This window comes from Selenomonas dianae (assembly GCF_030644225.1).
In the GTDB taxonomy this organism is placed as follows: domain Bacteria; phylum Bacillota; class Negativicutes; order Selenomonadales; family Selenomonadaceae; genus Centipeda; species Centipeda dianae.
This window is the reverse complement of record NZ_CP128650.1, coordinates 897,969-911,961: the sequence shown is the minus strand read 5'-3', so window position 1 is coordinate 911,961 and position 13,993 is coordinate 897,969. Positions and strand designations below refer to the sequence as shown.

Below are 13,993 nucleotides of genomic sequence, written 5' to 3'. Positions count from 1 at the left end.
ATCCCCTATTCTTTCTCGCTCTTGGTCGCACGCAGGAAAAGCTGCGTGAGCTGCTTACGTGCATCTTTCCCATGGGCTACAATCTCGTAGACCGTCGCGGAGATGGGCAGATCGACACCGTACTCCTTCGAGAGTGCCATAAGCGCCTCCGCCGTATACACGCCCTCGGCAATCTTGTGAAAGTCCCCTGCCGTACCGCGTACAACAGCCTCGCCATAGCGGCGGTTGTTGCTGTGCGGGGAAAACAGCGTCGCCTCATAGTCGCCGAGGTGAGATAGCCCGTAGATGGTCTCACCGTCGCCGCCCATCGCCCGCACGAGCCGCACAAGCTCACGCGTGCCGCGTGCCATGAGCGCGCCCTTGAGGCTGCCGTAGTCGAGCCCGTCGAGCATCCCCGCAGCGAGCCCGACGACGTTCTTCGCCGCCGCACCGACCTCCGTACCGAGCAGATCCTCGCCGTAGTAGAAGCGGATGAGCGGACTGCCGAGCACATCCACGAGAACGCGCAGAGCCTCCCTGTCCTCGCCCGCGAGCACCATACAGTTCGGAATCCCGCGCACGAAGTCCTGCACGTGCCCCGGACCGACCCATACAACAGGCTTGATCCCCTCGCCAAGTTCCTCATGTACCACCGTGGTAAGACGCTTTCCCGTTCCGATCTCGATTCCCTTCATGCAGAGGATCACCGTTTTTGCTGCAAGTTCCTCCCCCAGTCCCTGCGCACGCAGATCGCAGAGAAAGGAGCGCAGCGCCTGCGCATGAATGGAGATCGTGACGATCTCTGCTGTCCGAACTGCCTCCGCGAGATCATCGGTCAGGCGGATCTCCTCGGGCAGTGTCAGGAATTCGTTCGTCCGTGTTTCACACAGCTCGGTAAGATGTGCCGATCCTGCACGCCCCCAAAGCGTGACCGTATGTCCGACGCGGTGCGCGTACCACGCGTGAAAACTTCCCCAACGTCCACAGCCAAGAACAGATACTCTCATGATGATACCTCCACGCGAATATGGAGCAGATCACGGACGACCGCCCCCGCCATAATCAGCCCTGCAACAGACGGCACAAAGGAAATACTTGCGGGGATGCTGCTGCGCCCTGCATCGGACCGCGCCTCCCCCATCTCGGATTTGCGCGGACGCTCGCGCGAGCAGACGACCTTAAGACGCGGAACACCGTGTTCCTTCAGTTTTTTTCGCAAAATACGCGCAAGCGGATCGCCCTTCGTGCGATAGATGTCCATGACCTCAAAAAGTGTCGGATCGAGCTTATTCGCCGCGCCCATGCTCGCAATCAGTGGAATGCCGCGCCGATGGCACTGCACAGCGATGTCGATCTTTGCGGTCACTGTATCTACGGCATCAAGAGCGTAGTCACAGCACTCGGAAAAGAAACGCTCCGCCTCCTCGGGTCGGTAGAATGCGCGGATCACACGAACCTCGCAGGAGGGATTGATCGAATGGATGCGCTGCGCCATGGTCTCCGCCTTCGGTGCGCCGACGGTCTCCGTCAACGCATGGATCTGCCGATTGATGTTCGTCACGTCGATCACATCGTGGTCAACGAGCGTCATCCTGCCAACCCCCGCACGCGCCAGTGCCTCCGCCGCGTACGAGCCGACCCCGCCAACGCCGAAAACCACAACAGATACGGCGGCAAGGCGCTCCACCGCCGCCCTGCCAAGCAGCATCTCTGTCCGTGCAAAACGTCGATCACGCATAGGATTCTCCCCGATCCGCTGCACCTAAAAGAGCTGCAACGGGGCATACACCTCCGCAGCAGCTCCTTTCCCACAAAGTTATTGAATCCTTACTTGACCACAAGCACAGGACACTTGGACTGCTCCACGACATACTGACTGACGCTGCCGAGCAGAACGCCCTTCACAACGCCAAGACCACGGCTCCCCATGACAATGAGGTCAATGTCATTCGTCTCCGCAAAGTCGAGAACGACCACCGCAGGAGAGCCTGTGTCCGAGAACGATTCCTTTGCGATGCCTGCCGGCACCATCTCAAGCGCTCGGTCGAGGATGACATTCCCCGCCTTTGTCACGGAGTCGAGAATCGCATCCGAGAGCACGGCGTTGATCGCGAGCTGGTTGATGTTTGCGACATAGAGAAAGTTCAACTTTGCCCCACAGATCTCTGCAAGCATCACAGCCTTTTCAATCGCACGGTCAGCTCCCTCCGAGCCATCCACCGGTACCAAAATATTCTTAATCATGGCAGTTCCTCCTCACTTTACAGAACATGAACCATTATAAATGCGGCGATGCACCGCCTGCAACCATGACACTGCAGTGCGCGTGCTCCAAGACGGTCTGCGTGACGCTCCCGAGCAGGAAGCCGCTCACGCGCGAGAGTTTGCGCCCGCCGATGACAACGAGTTCGATGCGTTCCTCGGTGATAAAGCGCAGGATCTCATCCGCCGGCGTCCCCGCGCGATGCACACATTCAGACCGAACTGCATCGGGCAGAAGGCTCTGTGCGTCGGAAAAGATCTCGTATGCCTCGTCTGCTGCCGGACGAACAATGCTCTCCGGCAGCCACGATACATCGCCCTCGTCCGTACTCTCGTCAAACGGAGACACATAGAGGAAATACACGGTCGCGTGCAGAACGCTTGCGAGTATCCCCGTCAGTCGGACGGCATACCGGGACTGTGTAGATCCATCCACAGGTACGAGAATGTGCGTATATTTCAGATGTTCCTCCATCACGCACCTCCCCCGCCTTGTTTGTTTTATTTATTCGCGAAATTCTGTCAAACTCCTTCTTTATTCCGACGATTATTCGATCCGATGAAAAAAAATTGACGTGCCTCATCGAAAATGATAGACTGACTCTACATATAATATAAGATGGGAGAATGAATGATGGGAGAAGAACAAACCGTACAGACAGATGCGGAAGTCGCTCAGTCCACACGGATTTCGGATATTTATGCCGCAGCAAAACGACTGGAAGGGATCGTACGCAAGACGCCGCTGATCTACAGCGAGTTCTTCTCCGACATCTCCGACAACGACACCTATCTGAAACTTGAAAATCTCCAGACGACGGGTGCATTCAAGCTGCGCGGCGCATACAACCGCATCTCGATGCTTACGGAGGAGGAAAAGGCACGCGGGGTCATCACCGCCTCGGCAGGCAACCACGCGCAGGGTGTCGCCTACGCCTCGCAAAAGCTCGGCGTGAACGCCGTGATCTGTATGCCCGCGACGACGCCGATCCTCAAGGTCGAGGCAACGCGTGCGCTCGGCGCGACGGTCATTCTCCATGGCAACGGATTCGACGATGCCTACGCGCACAGTCTTAAACTGCAAAAGGAAAAGGGCTATGTCTACATCCATCCGTTCAATGACCGCGATGTGATCGTCGGACAGGGTACAATCGCCCTTGAGGTGATCGACGCACTGAAGGATGTGGACGTGATCCTCGTCCCCATTGGCGGAGGCGGGCTTGTATCGGGCATTGCCCTCGGCGCGAAGCTCGTCAACCCGCAGGTAAAGGTGATCGGCGTTGAGCCGGAAAATGCAGCGTGCATGAAGGCGGCACTCTCCTGTGGACGTACGATCACGCTGCCCTCCGCCGATACGGTCGCAGACGGCTGTGCCGTGCGTACGGCGGGCAAGCTCACACTCGAATTCTGTCGTCTCCATCTCGACGAGATCATCACCGTTTCGGAGATGGAGATCATGAGTGCGCTGCTCTCACTCATCGAGAAGCACAAGCTCATCGCCGAGGGCGCCGGTGTCCTCTCGCTCGCAGCCCTTGGCAAGCTGCGCATGAAAAACAAGAAGGTCGCCGTCCTCGTCAGCGGCGGCAACATCGACATCTCCACGATTTCCGCGCTCATCTCGAAGGCGCTCATCTCGCGCGGCAGAGTGTTCCGCTTCTCCGTGCAGCTCCCCGACAAGCCCGGTCAGCTTCTCACCGTCGCGCAGATCCTCACCGAACAGGATGCGAACGTCATCCGCCTCGACCACGATCAGACGATGGTGACAGACAGCTTCCAGAAGGTGCAGCTCACCGTCACCGTCGAGGCACACGGGCAGGAACATATCGACTGTATTGTTGCCGCACTTGCATCGAACGGATTTGAGATCAACAAGATTTACTGATGAAAGGAAAGGATATTGCAAAGCATGACTTCCGCTCCGGTGAAATGTATCGACCAGGACACGGCGCAGCATCTCGCTGACCTCTTTAAAACCCTCGGTGATCCGACCCGCATCAAGATTCTCTCCCTTCTTGCGGCAGCGGAGGAGCTGCGTGTCTATGACATCGCAGACGGTCTCGATATGGGACAGTCTGCCATCTCCCACCAGCTGCGCGTCCTGCGCACCGCCCGCCTCGTCAAGTTCCGCCGCGACGGCAAGGAGGTACTCTACTCGATCGACGACGATCATGTTCTAAAACTCCTCAGTCAGGGTCTTGAGCATGTGCAGCACACATAAAGCGAAAGGATGTTGTTTCATGAAACGCCGCCTCTTCCTCTGTACCGGTATCGCGCTTATGCTTGCCGCAAGTACGGCGTTCGCCTCCCCCACCCTGCGCGAGGGTTCGCAGGGGCATGAGGTACTCGTCCTCCAACAGGCACTTCAAAACGCGGGCTACCGGATAAGGTCTGCGGACGGGGTCTTTGGCAAAGAGACAGAACGTGCCGTCGCCGAGTTCCAGCGCGACAACAAGATCAAAATTACGGGTGTCGTCAATAACGCAACGTGGCGTGCGCTCAAGGATCTCCCTGCCAAGCGCACAGAGCGTATTGCACCGCTGCCGTCCGCCGAAAGAACGTTGCCGCTTGCCCCAAATGGCAAGCCCATCCTGCCCGCAGGCAAGGTATCCGATCTCATCAAGACAGCAAAATCCTACATGGGTACGCCGTATGTATTTGGCGGTGCAACGCCGAAGGGCTTCGACTGCTCCGGCTACCTCCAATACGTTTTTCAGAAACACGGCATCACAATCCCGCGCACGGCCGACGAGCAGTACAAGCTCGGACTTCGGACAAAGAGTACAAAGGAACTCGTACCCGGAGATCTCGTATTTTTTGAAACCTATGAAAAGGGCGCGTCCCACTGCGGCATCTACCTCGGCAAGGGCGAGTTCATCCATGCCTCCACGAGCAAGGGCGTACGTGTCGACGCACTCACGAACGACTACTGGAAGCCTCGCTTTCTCGGCGGCAAGCATATTGTAAAGTAAACGGGAGCCAAAGGAAGGGTCGGGTTCATATGAAACAGCTTTTTTTCCGCCTCGCTGTCGTTGTTCTCCTTGTTTCTGCTGCAGCTTCGACAACGGTATGTGCAGAGGAGCAGCAGACAGATCCCTATCATGTAGACTGGAAAGAACCGCAGACACGCCGCATTGAAGTCCAACGTCCTCCAACCATGGAAACATGGGGCGTTGTAAAGCAAGGCAATGTGCAAACGAAATTTCTGCGCTCCATCCCCTATTTATATAGTTCCTATGAACTGCACGAAATCCATAAGGATGGCAACGTCGAGTATCTTTTCCATGTGCAGAGCGAGTGCGGCAGCGACGGAACAGTGCCGCGCCTCACCATCGGCACGAAAGAGGACACGGCATTTGAATTGACGGCTGTCCCTGCAGCGGAGATCAAAACCATCCCATCCAAGGACTATACCGACTATTGGTATCGCGCCGGCGATCTCTCCCGTTGGACAGCACTTGAAGAAGCGGCGAAGAAAGGGAAGGTAAACGCATACTTCTATCATTCCCCGAACGGCAAGGCAAGCCGTGATGAGATCTCTCCTCTCGTAAAACGTATTCCGCGTTGGCTCACACTTCCCATCGAGGAATGCAATGCGTACGGACCAAAGTACAGCGTCTTCTATCCGGGGATGCCGGCAAAGGAGCTGCGCGATGCCATCGCCTATCGCTCCAACGCGCATTATGACAGCGGACGCGCCAAAACGTCAAATAAATACGTCTTTTCCGATGTGGGAAACCTCCCCTCATTCGCCTTGCATCCGCCCCTATCCATAGCAGAGGTACACTATGTGACATTCCGCGAAGAACCTGCGGGAACATGGGTGAATTGGGACTACTGGGAGCCCATGTCGAGCGGCATTCACCCGCTCGACACGATTGGATACATCACGCAGGCAGTCTACGCGGATCTCTATCCGACAAAGTATTACGGCTTTACACTGAGAGGACACGCTGAGAAACAAAAATGGATCATTGACACCGTCGATACGAAGCGGCATCCGGAACTCGCGTCAGTTACACCGGGCGATGTCATCAAATCCCTCAATGGGATTCCGGTCGACGGCTATCCGAAATACGTTGCTGAATACCTCATGTTCTACAGCGACCTTGGTGATTTGAACCTCGTACTTGAAAACAAAGAGTCAGGACTCTATGAGGTTACCGTATGCTCTTTGATCCATCTGCCGCTGCCGGCGATTGACTATGCGGCAGAGAACGAAAAGTCAAAGCTCCGCTATACGAAAAAATCAATCACGGAGTTCCGGCCGGACGGAGCCGTCCCCTTTGAGATCTTTGATCCTCTCGGGAATCCCGCCGCTCATATAGAATCTCCGCGGACGGATTGGATTCTCGAACATTTTCATGCACAGAGACCGCACACTATGCCGCTCGGCAAATATTTTGCCGCAGCCGCCCCGCAATATTGACTTTTCCCGCTGCGCTCATTATAATAGTGCGGTATCGGGATGTAGCGCAGTTTGGTAGCGCATCTGGTTTGGGACCAGAGGGTCGCAGGTTCGAATCCTGTCATCCCGACCATTGCACCTGTAGCTCAGTTGGATAGAGCAACGGCCTTCTAAGCCGTGGGTCGAGGGTTCGAATCCCCCCAGGCGCACCATTGAGATTCACCGTATCGCAGCACGCGGTACGGTTTTTTGTTGCTGTGACACCGTTTCACGCAGCAAAAAACGGACATGAGATTTTGTTCTCATGTCCGCAGTTCGTCGCTATGGTGGAGACAAGGGGGATCGAACCCCTGACCTCTTGCATGCCATGCAAGCGCTCTCCCAGCTGAGCTATGCCCCCGCGCTTTTCGCGCTGACAGGGAACAGTATAGCGAAAAGAACATATATTGTCAAGGATGAATTTTCCCGATGGGCATTGTATTGCGTGCTTCCTTCATCCCTCGGCGTTTCGTTTCTCATACGCGCCGCTCAGGATGTCCGCCCACCACGTTTCGTGCTCCTGATACCATGAAATTGTCGCTTGAATGCCATCGTCAAACTTCGTAGCGGGCTTCCATCCGAGCTCACGTCCGATCTTCGTCGGGTCAATCGCATAGCGGCGGTCATGCCCCTTGCGGTCGGTGACGTAAGAGATCTGCTCCTCCCCCTTGCCGAGAGCACGCAGTATTGTTCGCACGACCTCGATATTTGAACGCTCGTTATGCCCGCCGACGTTGTAGACCTCGCCCTCACGCCCGCGCCGCAGAATCGCATCAATCGCGGCACAGTGATCCTCGACGTGCAGCCAGTCGCGCACGTTCAGACCGTCGCCGTAGACGGGCAGTTTCTCCCCCTTCATCGCGCGGATGAGCATGAGCGGGATGAGTTTCTCGGGGAACTGATATGCACCGTAGTTGTTTGAGCACCGCGAAATGGTCACAGGTACGCCATAGGTACGTGCATACGCCTGTACGATGAGATCGGCGGATGCCTTCGACGAGGAGTACGGGCTCGACGCATGGAGCGGCGTTTCCTCCGTAAAGAGGAGATCGGGGCGATCCAACGGAAGATCACCATAGACCTCGTCCGTTGATACCTGATGATAACGACGAATGCCGTACTTGCGGCACGCGTCGAGCAGCACGCTCGTCCCAATCACATTTGTTTGCAGAAAAATTTCCGGATGTTCAATCGAACGGTCGACATGGGACTCCGCCGCAAAGTTCACGACAATGTCCGGCTGCTCACGCTCAAAGAGCGCATAGACCGCCGCACGGTCGGCAATGTCGCCGCGCACAAACGAAAACTGCGGATGCTCCTGTGCCGCGTCGAGCGTCGCCAGATTCCCCGCATAGGTCAGTGCATCGTAACAGATAATGTGATCCTCGGGATGTTCGCGCAGTTCGTAGTAGACAAAATTTGCACCGATGAATCCCGCACCACCCGTGGCAATAATCTTCATGATCTCTGCTCCTTTTCTGTGTTCCTTGAAAAGATTCGACATCTCCTCAAATTTTCCTTTATTTACATTCTACAAACATTCGTGCTATACTATATGAAAGGAGGTGTGCGTATGAAGCTGACGGAACGAACATATATTGCCATCGATCTCAAGGCATTCTATGCCTCGGTTGAGTGTATCGAGCGCGGGCTGAATCCGCTGACAGCACATCTCGTTGTCGCGGATGAGAGCCGTACGAGCAAGACGATCTGCCTTGCCGTCTCCCCCGCACTCAAGGCACACGGCATTGGCGGCCGTCCGCGCCTCTTTGAGGTCATCCGCGCCGTACAGCAGGCAAATGCGCGGCGCAAATATCATGCTCCGCAGCGCGTACTCACAGGTGAAACGACGGATGCCAAGGAGCTTGCGGCAAATCCCGCGCTCGGCATTGCCTACCACATCGCACCGCCGCGTATGGCGCTCTATAGGGACTACAGTATGCGGATCTACGAAATCTATCTGCGTCATATTTCCCCCGAGGACATCCACATCTACTCCATCGACGAGGTTTTCATCGACGCAACAAGCTATCTCTATACGGGAAATATCTCGGCACATGACTTTGCGATGCGGCTCATCCGTGAGGTGCTGCGTGAGACGGGCATCACGGCAACGGCGGGCATTGGGACGAATCTTTACCTTGCAAAGGTTGCAATGGACATCGTAGCAAAGCATATGAAGCCGGATGCGAACGGCGTGCGTATCGCGCAACTGGACGAGATGAGCTACCGCAGACACCTCTGGACACATCGCCCCCTCACGGATTTCTGGCGCGTTGGCAGAGGGTACGCAAAAAGACTGGAGGAGAACGGTCTCTACACGATGGGCGATGTCGCACGCTGCTCGCTCGGTCAGCCAAACGCGAGGCACAATGAGGATCTGCTCTATCGTCTGTTCGGCGTGCAGGCGGAGCTGCTGATCGACCATGCGTGGGGCTATGAGCCGGCGCGCATGGAGGACATCAAAAACTATCGTCCGAAGTCACGCAGCACGCATAGGGGACAGGTGCTCCAACATCCCTATACGGCGCAAAAAGCCCGCCTCATCGTCTGGGAAATGGCGGACGCCCTCTCCATCGAGCTTGCCGAAAAGCGACTTACGAGTGACCGTCTTGAGCTCACGATCGGCTACGACATTGAGTGCCTGACCCGCCCAGAGATCCGTGCGCTCTACCACGGACGCATCCGTACAGACCGCTATGGGAGACGCGTCCCATGGCCGTCGCATGGCAGCGCCCGCATCACGCGCGATGCGGGGACAAATGCGATCATGAAGGCGCTGACCGATCTTTTCGACGAGATCGTCCACCCGGCACTCCTGATTCGCCGCCTCACGATCTCCGCACAACACCTGATGACGGAAGCGCAACGTGCCTCTACCGCCGAGCAGATGAGCCTGTTCCGTGCGGAGGAAATGACACAGTACGTTCCATCTCCTGCCGAAAAAGCGGCACAGGCGAAAGAAAAAGCACTGCAGGAGGCAATCATCGCCATCAAGAAAGCCTATGGGAAAAATGCCATCCTGCGCGGGGCGAATTTTTTCGACGGGGCAACGGCGCGTCTGCGCAACGCACAGATCGGCGGACACAAGGCATAAAACGGAGGAAACACATTTTGCAGCACAGCATCAATGACTATGCGGACATCATCAACCTGCCGCGCCCTGTCTCAAAGACGCATCCCCCCATGTCCCTGCGCGACCGCGCGGGACAGTTCGCCCCGTTCTCCGCACTCACGGGACTGCACGCCGCCGCCGACCGCGTAGAACAGGAAAAGGCCGCACAACACAAAGAATATGGTTCGCCCGACTATAGTGCTTGACAAAATGGGAAAAGATCATTACAATGTAACACACGTCGGGATGTGGCTCAGCTTGGTAGAGCGCATCGTTCGGGACGATGAGGCCGCAGGTTCGAATCCTGTCATCCCGACCATTTCATAGCAACAACGCCGGAACCCTCTGGGTCGCCGGCATTTTTCTTTTACTGAGGGATGTATATGGAAAAAGAACGCACGCGCTGCGCATGGGTAAAATGCGACGACCCCATCTATGTGAAATATCACGATGAGGAGTGGGGCGTTCCGCTCCATGACGACCACGCACTCTACGAGCTCTTCATCCTTGAAACATTTCAGGCAGGACTTTCATGGGCGACGATCCTGCACAAGCGCGAAAATTTTCGCCGCGCCTACGAGGGTTTCATTCCCGCGCGCGTCGCTGCGTTCGATGCGGCAAAGATCGAAGAACTGATGCAGGATACGGGGATTGTCCGCAACCGCCGCAAGATCGAGGCAAGCATTGTGAACAGCCGCGTCTTTCTTGAGATCGTGAAGGAATTTGGCTCATTCGACCGCTATATCTGGGGCTTTACGAATGGGAAACCTGTACGCGAAAGCTGCGAACTGCGCACAACCTCGCCGCTCTCGGATGCGGTGTCGAAGGATCTCAAGAAACGCGGTATGAAGTTCGTCGGCTCGACCTGCATCTACTCGACACTGCAGGCGATTGGTGTGCTTGCGGCACATACGGACGACTGCGATTGGAGCAGGAAATGTTTCATCCCATAAACCATAAAAAAAAATTCCCCATAAAGGGGAATTTTTTTATGGTTACATATAGTCATCTGCCGTGCGTGTCTTTGCCTTCTTGCGAATCCCAAGCATATGCGAAATGCGGTCAACAATGACATAGAACACGGGGATGAGGAAGATACCGAGGGCGGTCGCGAAGAGCATTCCGCCGACGACGGCAACCCCCATGCCGTTACGCGCCGCAGCACCTGCCCCCGATGCCATGCACAGAGGCAAGCAGCCGATGATGAACGCGAACGATGTCATGAGGATCGGACGAAGGCGCAGCCCCGCCGCCTGGATTGCCGCCTTCAGCGGATCCATGCCGCGATCGACGCGGATCTTTGCGAACTCGACAATCAGGATTGCATTCTTTGCCGCAAGACCGATGACCATGATGACACCGATCTGCATATAGACGCTGTTCTGATAGCCCGAAGCAGGAATGCCGATCATCCCAAAGATGGTCGCAAGGAAGTATTCGGCAAACAGTGCGCCGAAGATTCCCGTCGGTACGGTAAAGAGAACAGCGAACGGTACGCTCCAACTCTCATAGAGTGCTGCAAGGCAGAGGAATACAAAGACAAGACAGAGGGCAAGCACCTGCATCGTCGAATCCGCCGACTTCTGCTCCTCTCGGCTCTGCCCCGACCACTCGATGCTGAATCCGGAGCCTGCGTGCTTCTGGACAATCTCGGTAATGGCTTTCATCGCCTCACCCGAACTGTAGCCTGTCCCCGCACTGCCTTGAATCTGGATGGATCGTGCACCGTTGAAACGGCTGATCTGCGTCGGTCCCGTTGTGAGCTTCGGCTTCAAGAGAGTATCCAAGGGAACCATGCCGCCCGACGAATTTCGGACAAAGACGAACTTCGCCGCCTCCGCCTGCGTACGATAGGTAACATCCGACTGCAGGACAACCTTGTAGGTACGTCCAAAGCGGTTGAAGTCATTCACCTCATAGCCGCCGAAGTTGACCTGCAGCGCCGTGAATACATCCGAGAGCTGAACGCCGAGATTTTTAACCTTTTCGCGGTCGATCTCATATTCATAGCTCGGCGCGTTGATCTTAAACGTCGAGCGCACGCCCCGCAGCTCTGGGCGCGTATTCGCCTCGGCAAGAATCGCATTCACAATGTCGTTGAGCTCGGTGTCGGAATGTCCGCTCATGTCCTGCAGCTGGAGCGACCATCCACCGACGTTGCCGAGACCCGGAAGGGCAGGTGGATTGATGGCAACGACCAGTGCCTCAGGTGCTTCCATCGCACCGACACGGAACATTGTCCCGACGGCAGCGGCAACGGATTCGGCAAGACCTGCACGTTGCGACCAGTCTTTCATGCCAACGAACACAACGGCACCGTTGGAGTTTGCACCGCCCGCGAGGATATCGAAGCCGTTGATGGACATAACGGCACTCTGCCCCTTAATCTCGCGTTGTGCCGCCTGCTGGATCTTGTCCACGGTCTTCTGTGTCTGGTTCGTAGACGTACCCGGCGGCAGCTGAATCGCGATCATCATGTAGCCCTGATCTTCCTCAGGGACGAATGTGGTCGGCAGATTCCGATAGATGATCGCCGTGAGCCCGCAGACAATAAGAAGGAAGATAACGGCAATTTTCGATTTGCGGATAAACTTCGTGACGATGCCGACATATCCCTTGCGCGTCACATCGAACCAGTTGTTGAATCGGTCAAAGAAACGGTCGAGTACGCTCTTTGTCCCATGCTCCTTCTTTGGCTTCAGCATCAGCGCACAGAGTGCCGGCGTCAGCGACAGCGCGACGAAGGCGGAAATCGCCATTGAGATTGCGATCGTTAGCGCAAACTGCTTGTAGAGCACGCCCATCATGCCGCCGAGGAAGGCAACGGGGACAAAGACCGCCGCAAGCACAAACGCAATCGCAACGACAGGACCCTGCACCTCGGACATCGCCCGTTCCGTCGCATCAATCGGCGTGAGTCCGCTCTCCATGTGGTGCTCGACATTCTCAATGACGACGATTGCATCGTCGACAACAAGACCGATTGCAAGCACCATCGCAAAGAGCGTCAGCGTATTGATGGAGAAATCGAGCAGGACGAACGCGCCGAATGTACCGATGAGGGAAACGGGTACGGCGAGCAGTGGGATGAGCGTCGCGCGCCAACTCTGCAAAAAGAGGAAGATGACAAGCACGACGAGCAGCAGTGCTTCAACGAAGGTATGCACAACCTCCTTGATGGAGGCATTGATGTAGTCCGTACTGTCAAAGACCGACTTCATCTTGAGACCGGGCGGAAAGTTTTTCTCTGCGTCCGCCAGAATCTTGCGCACCTCAGCAAGCGTAATCATCGCATTTGCGTCGGAGGTCAGCTGGATGCCGAAACCAACGGCGGGATAACCGTTAAATTTCGCAACGATACTGTTGCTCCGCTGCCCCGTCTCAATGCGTGCAACATCCTTCAGGCGGATGAAAGAACCGTCCTTGCCCGAGGCGATGATGACATTGCCGAATTCCTCGGGGGTCGTAAGTCGCCCCTGAACCTTGCCTGTGAACTGCTTCTCCTGCCCGTTCTCGGTCGGCATACCGCCGACCGTGCCGGCAGGAGCCTGCACATTCTGCTCATTGATCGCCTTTGTAATATCCGCAACCGTCAGCCCGAGTTCGGCGAGGCGGTCGGGATTCATCCAGACGCGCATCGCATAGTCCGCGCCGAACACCTGTACTTCACCTACACCGCTCACACGCTTGATCGCATCGAGGAAGTAGAGCGTTGCATAGTTCTTCATGAAGGCACGGTCATAGGTACCGTCCTCGGAGTAGAGCGAAACGAAGTACGCCATCTGTCCCGAGGATTTGCGCGTCGTAACGCCCGCCGCCTGCACGGAGGACGGCAGACCGGCATTCGCACCCGCTGCATTGTTCTGCACCTTGACGGCATCCATATCGCCGTCCGTTCCGACATCGAAGGTGACCGAGAGACTGTAACGCCCCGTATCGTCGGAGGTGGAACTCATGTAGTCCATCCCCTGCGTACCGTTGATCTGCTCCTCGATGACCTGCGCCACCGTTTCATTGACAACGGCAGCGCTTGCGCCCGTATAGTTCGCCGACACCGCAACCGTCGGCGGCGAGATCTGCGGATACTGCGCGATCGGCAGTGAGAGCCCCGCGATCGTACCGATGATGACGATCATCACCGCAATGACAATCGCGAAGATCGGTCGATGGATGAAAAATTTTGCCAAAGGGTC

At 56.2% G+C, this 13,993-nt stretch carries 13 protein-coding genes and 4 tRNA genes; 10 read left to right on the top strand and 7 right to left on the bottom strand.

Annotated elements, in window-relative coordinates:
* Window positions 1-5 precede the first annotated feature (5 nt).
* The 4 genes from QU667_RS04475 to QU667_RS04460 all read right to left on the bottom strand — a co-directional run bounded on the left by QU667_RS04475 (window position 6) and on the right by QU667_RS04460 (window position 2,716).
* Entirely contained in the window at window positions 6-986 is a 981-nt protein-coding gene (locus QU667_RS04475) for an NAD(P)H-dependent glycerol-3-phosphate dehydrogenase (protein ID WP_304988123.1), read from the bottom strand.
* Window positions 983-1,717, bottom strand: coding sequence for a tRNA threonylcarbamoyladenosine dehydratase (locus QU667_RS04470; RefSeq protein ID WP_304988122.1), 735 nt, complete (start codon window positions 1,715-1,717; stop codon window positions 983-985). The genes QU667_RS04475 and QU667_RS04470 overlap by 4 nt, the downstream gene beginning before the upstream one ends.
* Window positions 1,718-1,806: 89 nt before the next feature.
* Window positions 1,807-2,223 carry a universal stress protein gene (locus QU667_RS04465; protein ID WP_304988121.1) on the bottom strand — a complete coding sequence of 139 codons (417 nt, stop codon included), beginning with the start codon at window positions 2,221-2,223 and terminating at the stop codon, window positions 1,807-1,809.
* Window positions 2,224-2,257: 34 nt separating this feature from the next.
* Window positions 2,258-2,716 (bottom strand): universal stress protein, encoded by a 459-nt coding sequence (locus tag QU667_RS04460; RefSeq protein ID WP_304988120.1) that lies wholly within the window; start codon window positions 2,714-2,716, stop codon window positions 2,258-2,260.
* A gap of 159 nt (window positions 2,717-2,875) precedes the next feature.
* Here QU667_RS04460 and ilvA point away from each other — a divergent pair, with 159 nt between their 5' ends.
* From ilvA to QU667_RS04430, 6 genes are all read left to right on the top strand, one after another.
* The gene (ilvA, locus tag QU667_RS04455) at window positions 2,876-4,123 is read left to right on the top strand and encodes a threonine ammonia-lyase (protein ID WP_304988119.1); all 1,248 of its coding nucleotides are present in this window, start codon (window positions 2,876-2,878) and stop codon (window positions 4,121-4,123) included.
* Window positions 4,124-4,147: 24 nt separating this feature from the next.
* Window positions 4,148-4,459, top strand: a complete 312-nt coding sequence (locus QU667_RS04450) for an ArsR/SmtB family transcription factor (protein ID WP_304988118.1) — start codon at window positions 4,148-4,150, stop codon at window positions 4,457-4,459.
* 19 nt (window positions 4,460-4,478) lie between these two features.
* Window positions 4,479-5,210 (top strand): C40 family peptidase, encoded by a 732-nt coding sequence (locus QU667_RS04445; protein WP_304988117.1) that lies wholly within the window; start codon window positions 4,479-4,481, stop codon window positions 5,208-5,210.
* 29 nt (window positions 5,211-5,239) lie between these two features.
* The gene (locus QU667_RS04440) at window positions 5,240-6,667 is read left to right on the top strand and encodes a PDZ domain-containing protein (protein ID WP_304988116.1); all 1,428 of its coding nucleotides are present in this window, start codon (window positions 5,240-5,242) and stop codon (window positions 6,665-6,667) included.
* A gap of 35 nt (window positions 6,668-6,702) precedes the next feature.
* Window positions 6,703-6,779: transfer RNA gene (locus tag QU667_RS04435), tRNA-Pro, on the top strand.
* Between the two features lie 2 nt (window positions 6,780-6,781).
* Window positions 6,782-6,858: transfer RNA gene (locus QU667_RS04430), tRNA-Arg, on the top strand.
* Window positions 6,859-6,970: 112 nt separating this feature from the next.
* Here QU667_RS04430 and QU667_RS04425 read toward each other — a convergent pair.
* Window positions 6,971-7,046 (bottom strand) — tRNA-Ala (locus QU667_RS04425).
* Window positions 7,047-7,139: 93 nt separating this feature from the next.
* The gene (gene rfbB, locus QU667_RS04420; RefSeq protein ID WP_304988115.1) at window positions 7,140-8,147 is read right to left on the bottom strand and encodes a dTDP-glucose 4,6-dehydratase; all 1,008 of its coding nucleotides are present in this window, start codon (window positions 8,145-8,147) and stop codon (window positions 7,140-7,142) included.
* A gap of 117 nt (window positions 8,148-8,264) precedes the next feature.
* Between rfbB and QU667_RS04415 the strand changes: the two genes are divergently transcribed.
* From QU667_RS04415 to QU667_RS04400, 4 genes are all read left to right on the top strand, one after another.
* Entirely contained in the window at window positions 8,265-9,782 is a 1,518-nt protein-coding gene (locus QU667_RS04415; protein WP_425541853.1) for a Y-family DNA polymerase, read from the top strand.
* 17 nt (window positions 9,783-9,799) lie between these two features.
* Entirely contained in the window at window positions 9,800-10,006 is a 207-nt protein-coding gene (locus QU667_RS04410; protein WP_304988113.1) for a hypothetical protein, read from the top strand.
* A gap of 36 nt (window positions 10,007-10,042) precedes the next feature.
* Window positions 10,043-10,119: transfer RNA gene (locus QU667_RS04405), tRNA-Pro, on the top strand.
* Between the two features lie 64 nt (window positions 10,120-10,183).
* Window positions 10,184-10,753, top strand: a complete 570-nt coding sequence (locus QU667_RS04400) for a DNA-3-methyladenine glycosylase I (protein ID WP_304988112.1) — start codon at window positions 10,184-10,186, stop codon at window positions 10,751-10,753.
* A 42-nt stretch (window positions 10,754-10,795) separates the two neighbouring features.
* Here the strand turns inward: QU667_RS04400 and QU667_RS04395 are convergent, their stop codons facing one another.
* Window positions 10,796-13,987: an efflux RND transporter permease subunit gene (locus QU667_RS04395; RefSeq protein WP_304988111.1), complete on the bottom strand. Its 3,192-nt coding sequence runs from the start codon at window positions 13,985-13,987 to the stop codon at window positions 10,796-10,798.
* Window positions 13,988-13,993: the final 6 nt, after the last annotated feature.

Bases quoted from the DNA above. Each gene is read 5' to 3' on its own strand.
- QU667_RS04465 (WP_304988121.1), bottom strand. From the start codon at position 2,223: ATGATTAAGAATATTTTGGTACCGGTGGATGGCTCGGAGGGAGCTGAC.
- QU667_RS04450 (WP_304988118.1), top strand. From the start codon at position 4,148: ATGACTTCCGCTCCGGTGAAATGTATCGACCAGGACACGGCGCAGCAT.
- QU667_RS04460 (WP_304988120.1), bottom strand. From the start codon at position 2,716: ATGGAGGAACATCTGAAATATACGCACATTCTCGTACCTGTGGATGGA.
- QU667_RS04475 (WP_304988123.1), bottom strand. From the start codon at position 986: ATGAGAGTATCTGTTCTTGGCTGTGGACGTTGGGGAAGTTTTCACGCG.
- QU667_RS04470 (WP_304988122.1), bottom strand. From the start codon at position 1,717: ATGCGTGATCGACGTTTTGCACGGACAGAGATGCTGCTTGGCAGGGCG.
- rfbB (WP_304988115.1), bottom strand. From the start codon at position 8,147: ATGAAGATTATTGCCACGGGTGGTGCGGGATTCATCGGTGCAAATTTT.
- ilvA (WP_304988119.1), top strand. From the start codon at position 2,876: ATGGGAGAAGAACAAACCGTACAGACAGATGCGGAAGTCGCTCAGTCC.
- QU667_RS04445 (WP_304988117.1), top strand. From the start codon at position 4,479: ATGAAACGCCGCCTCTTCCTCTGTACCGGTATCGCGCTTATGCTTGCC.
- QU667_RS04400 (WP_304988112.1), top strand. From the start codon at position 10,184: ATGGAAAAAGAACGCACGCGCTGCGCATGGGTAAAATGCGACGACCCC.
- QU667_RS04440 (WP_304988116.1), top strand. From the start codon at position 5,240: ATGAAACAGCTTTTTTTCCGCCTCGCTGTCGTTGTTCTCCTTGTTTCT.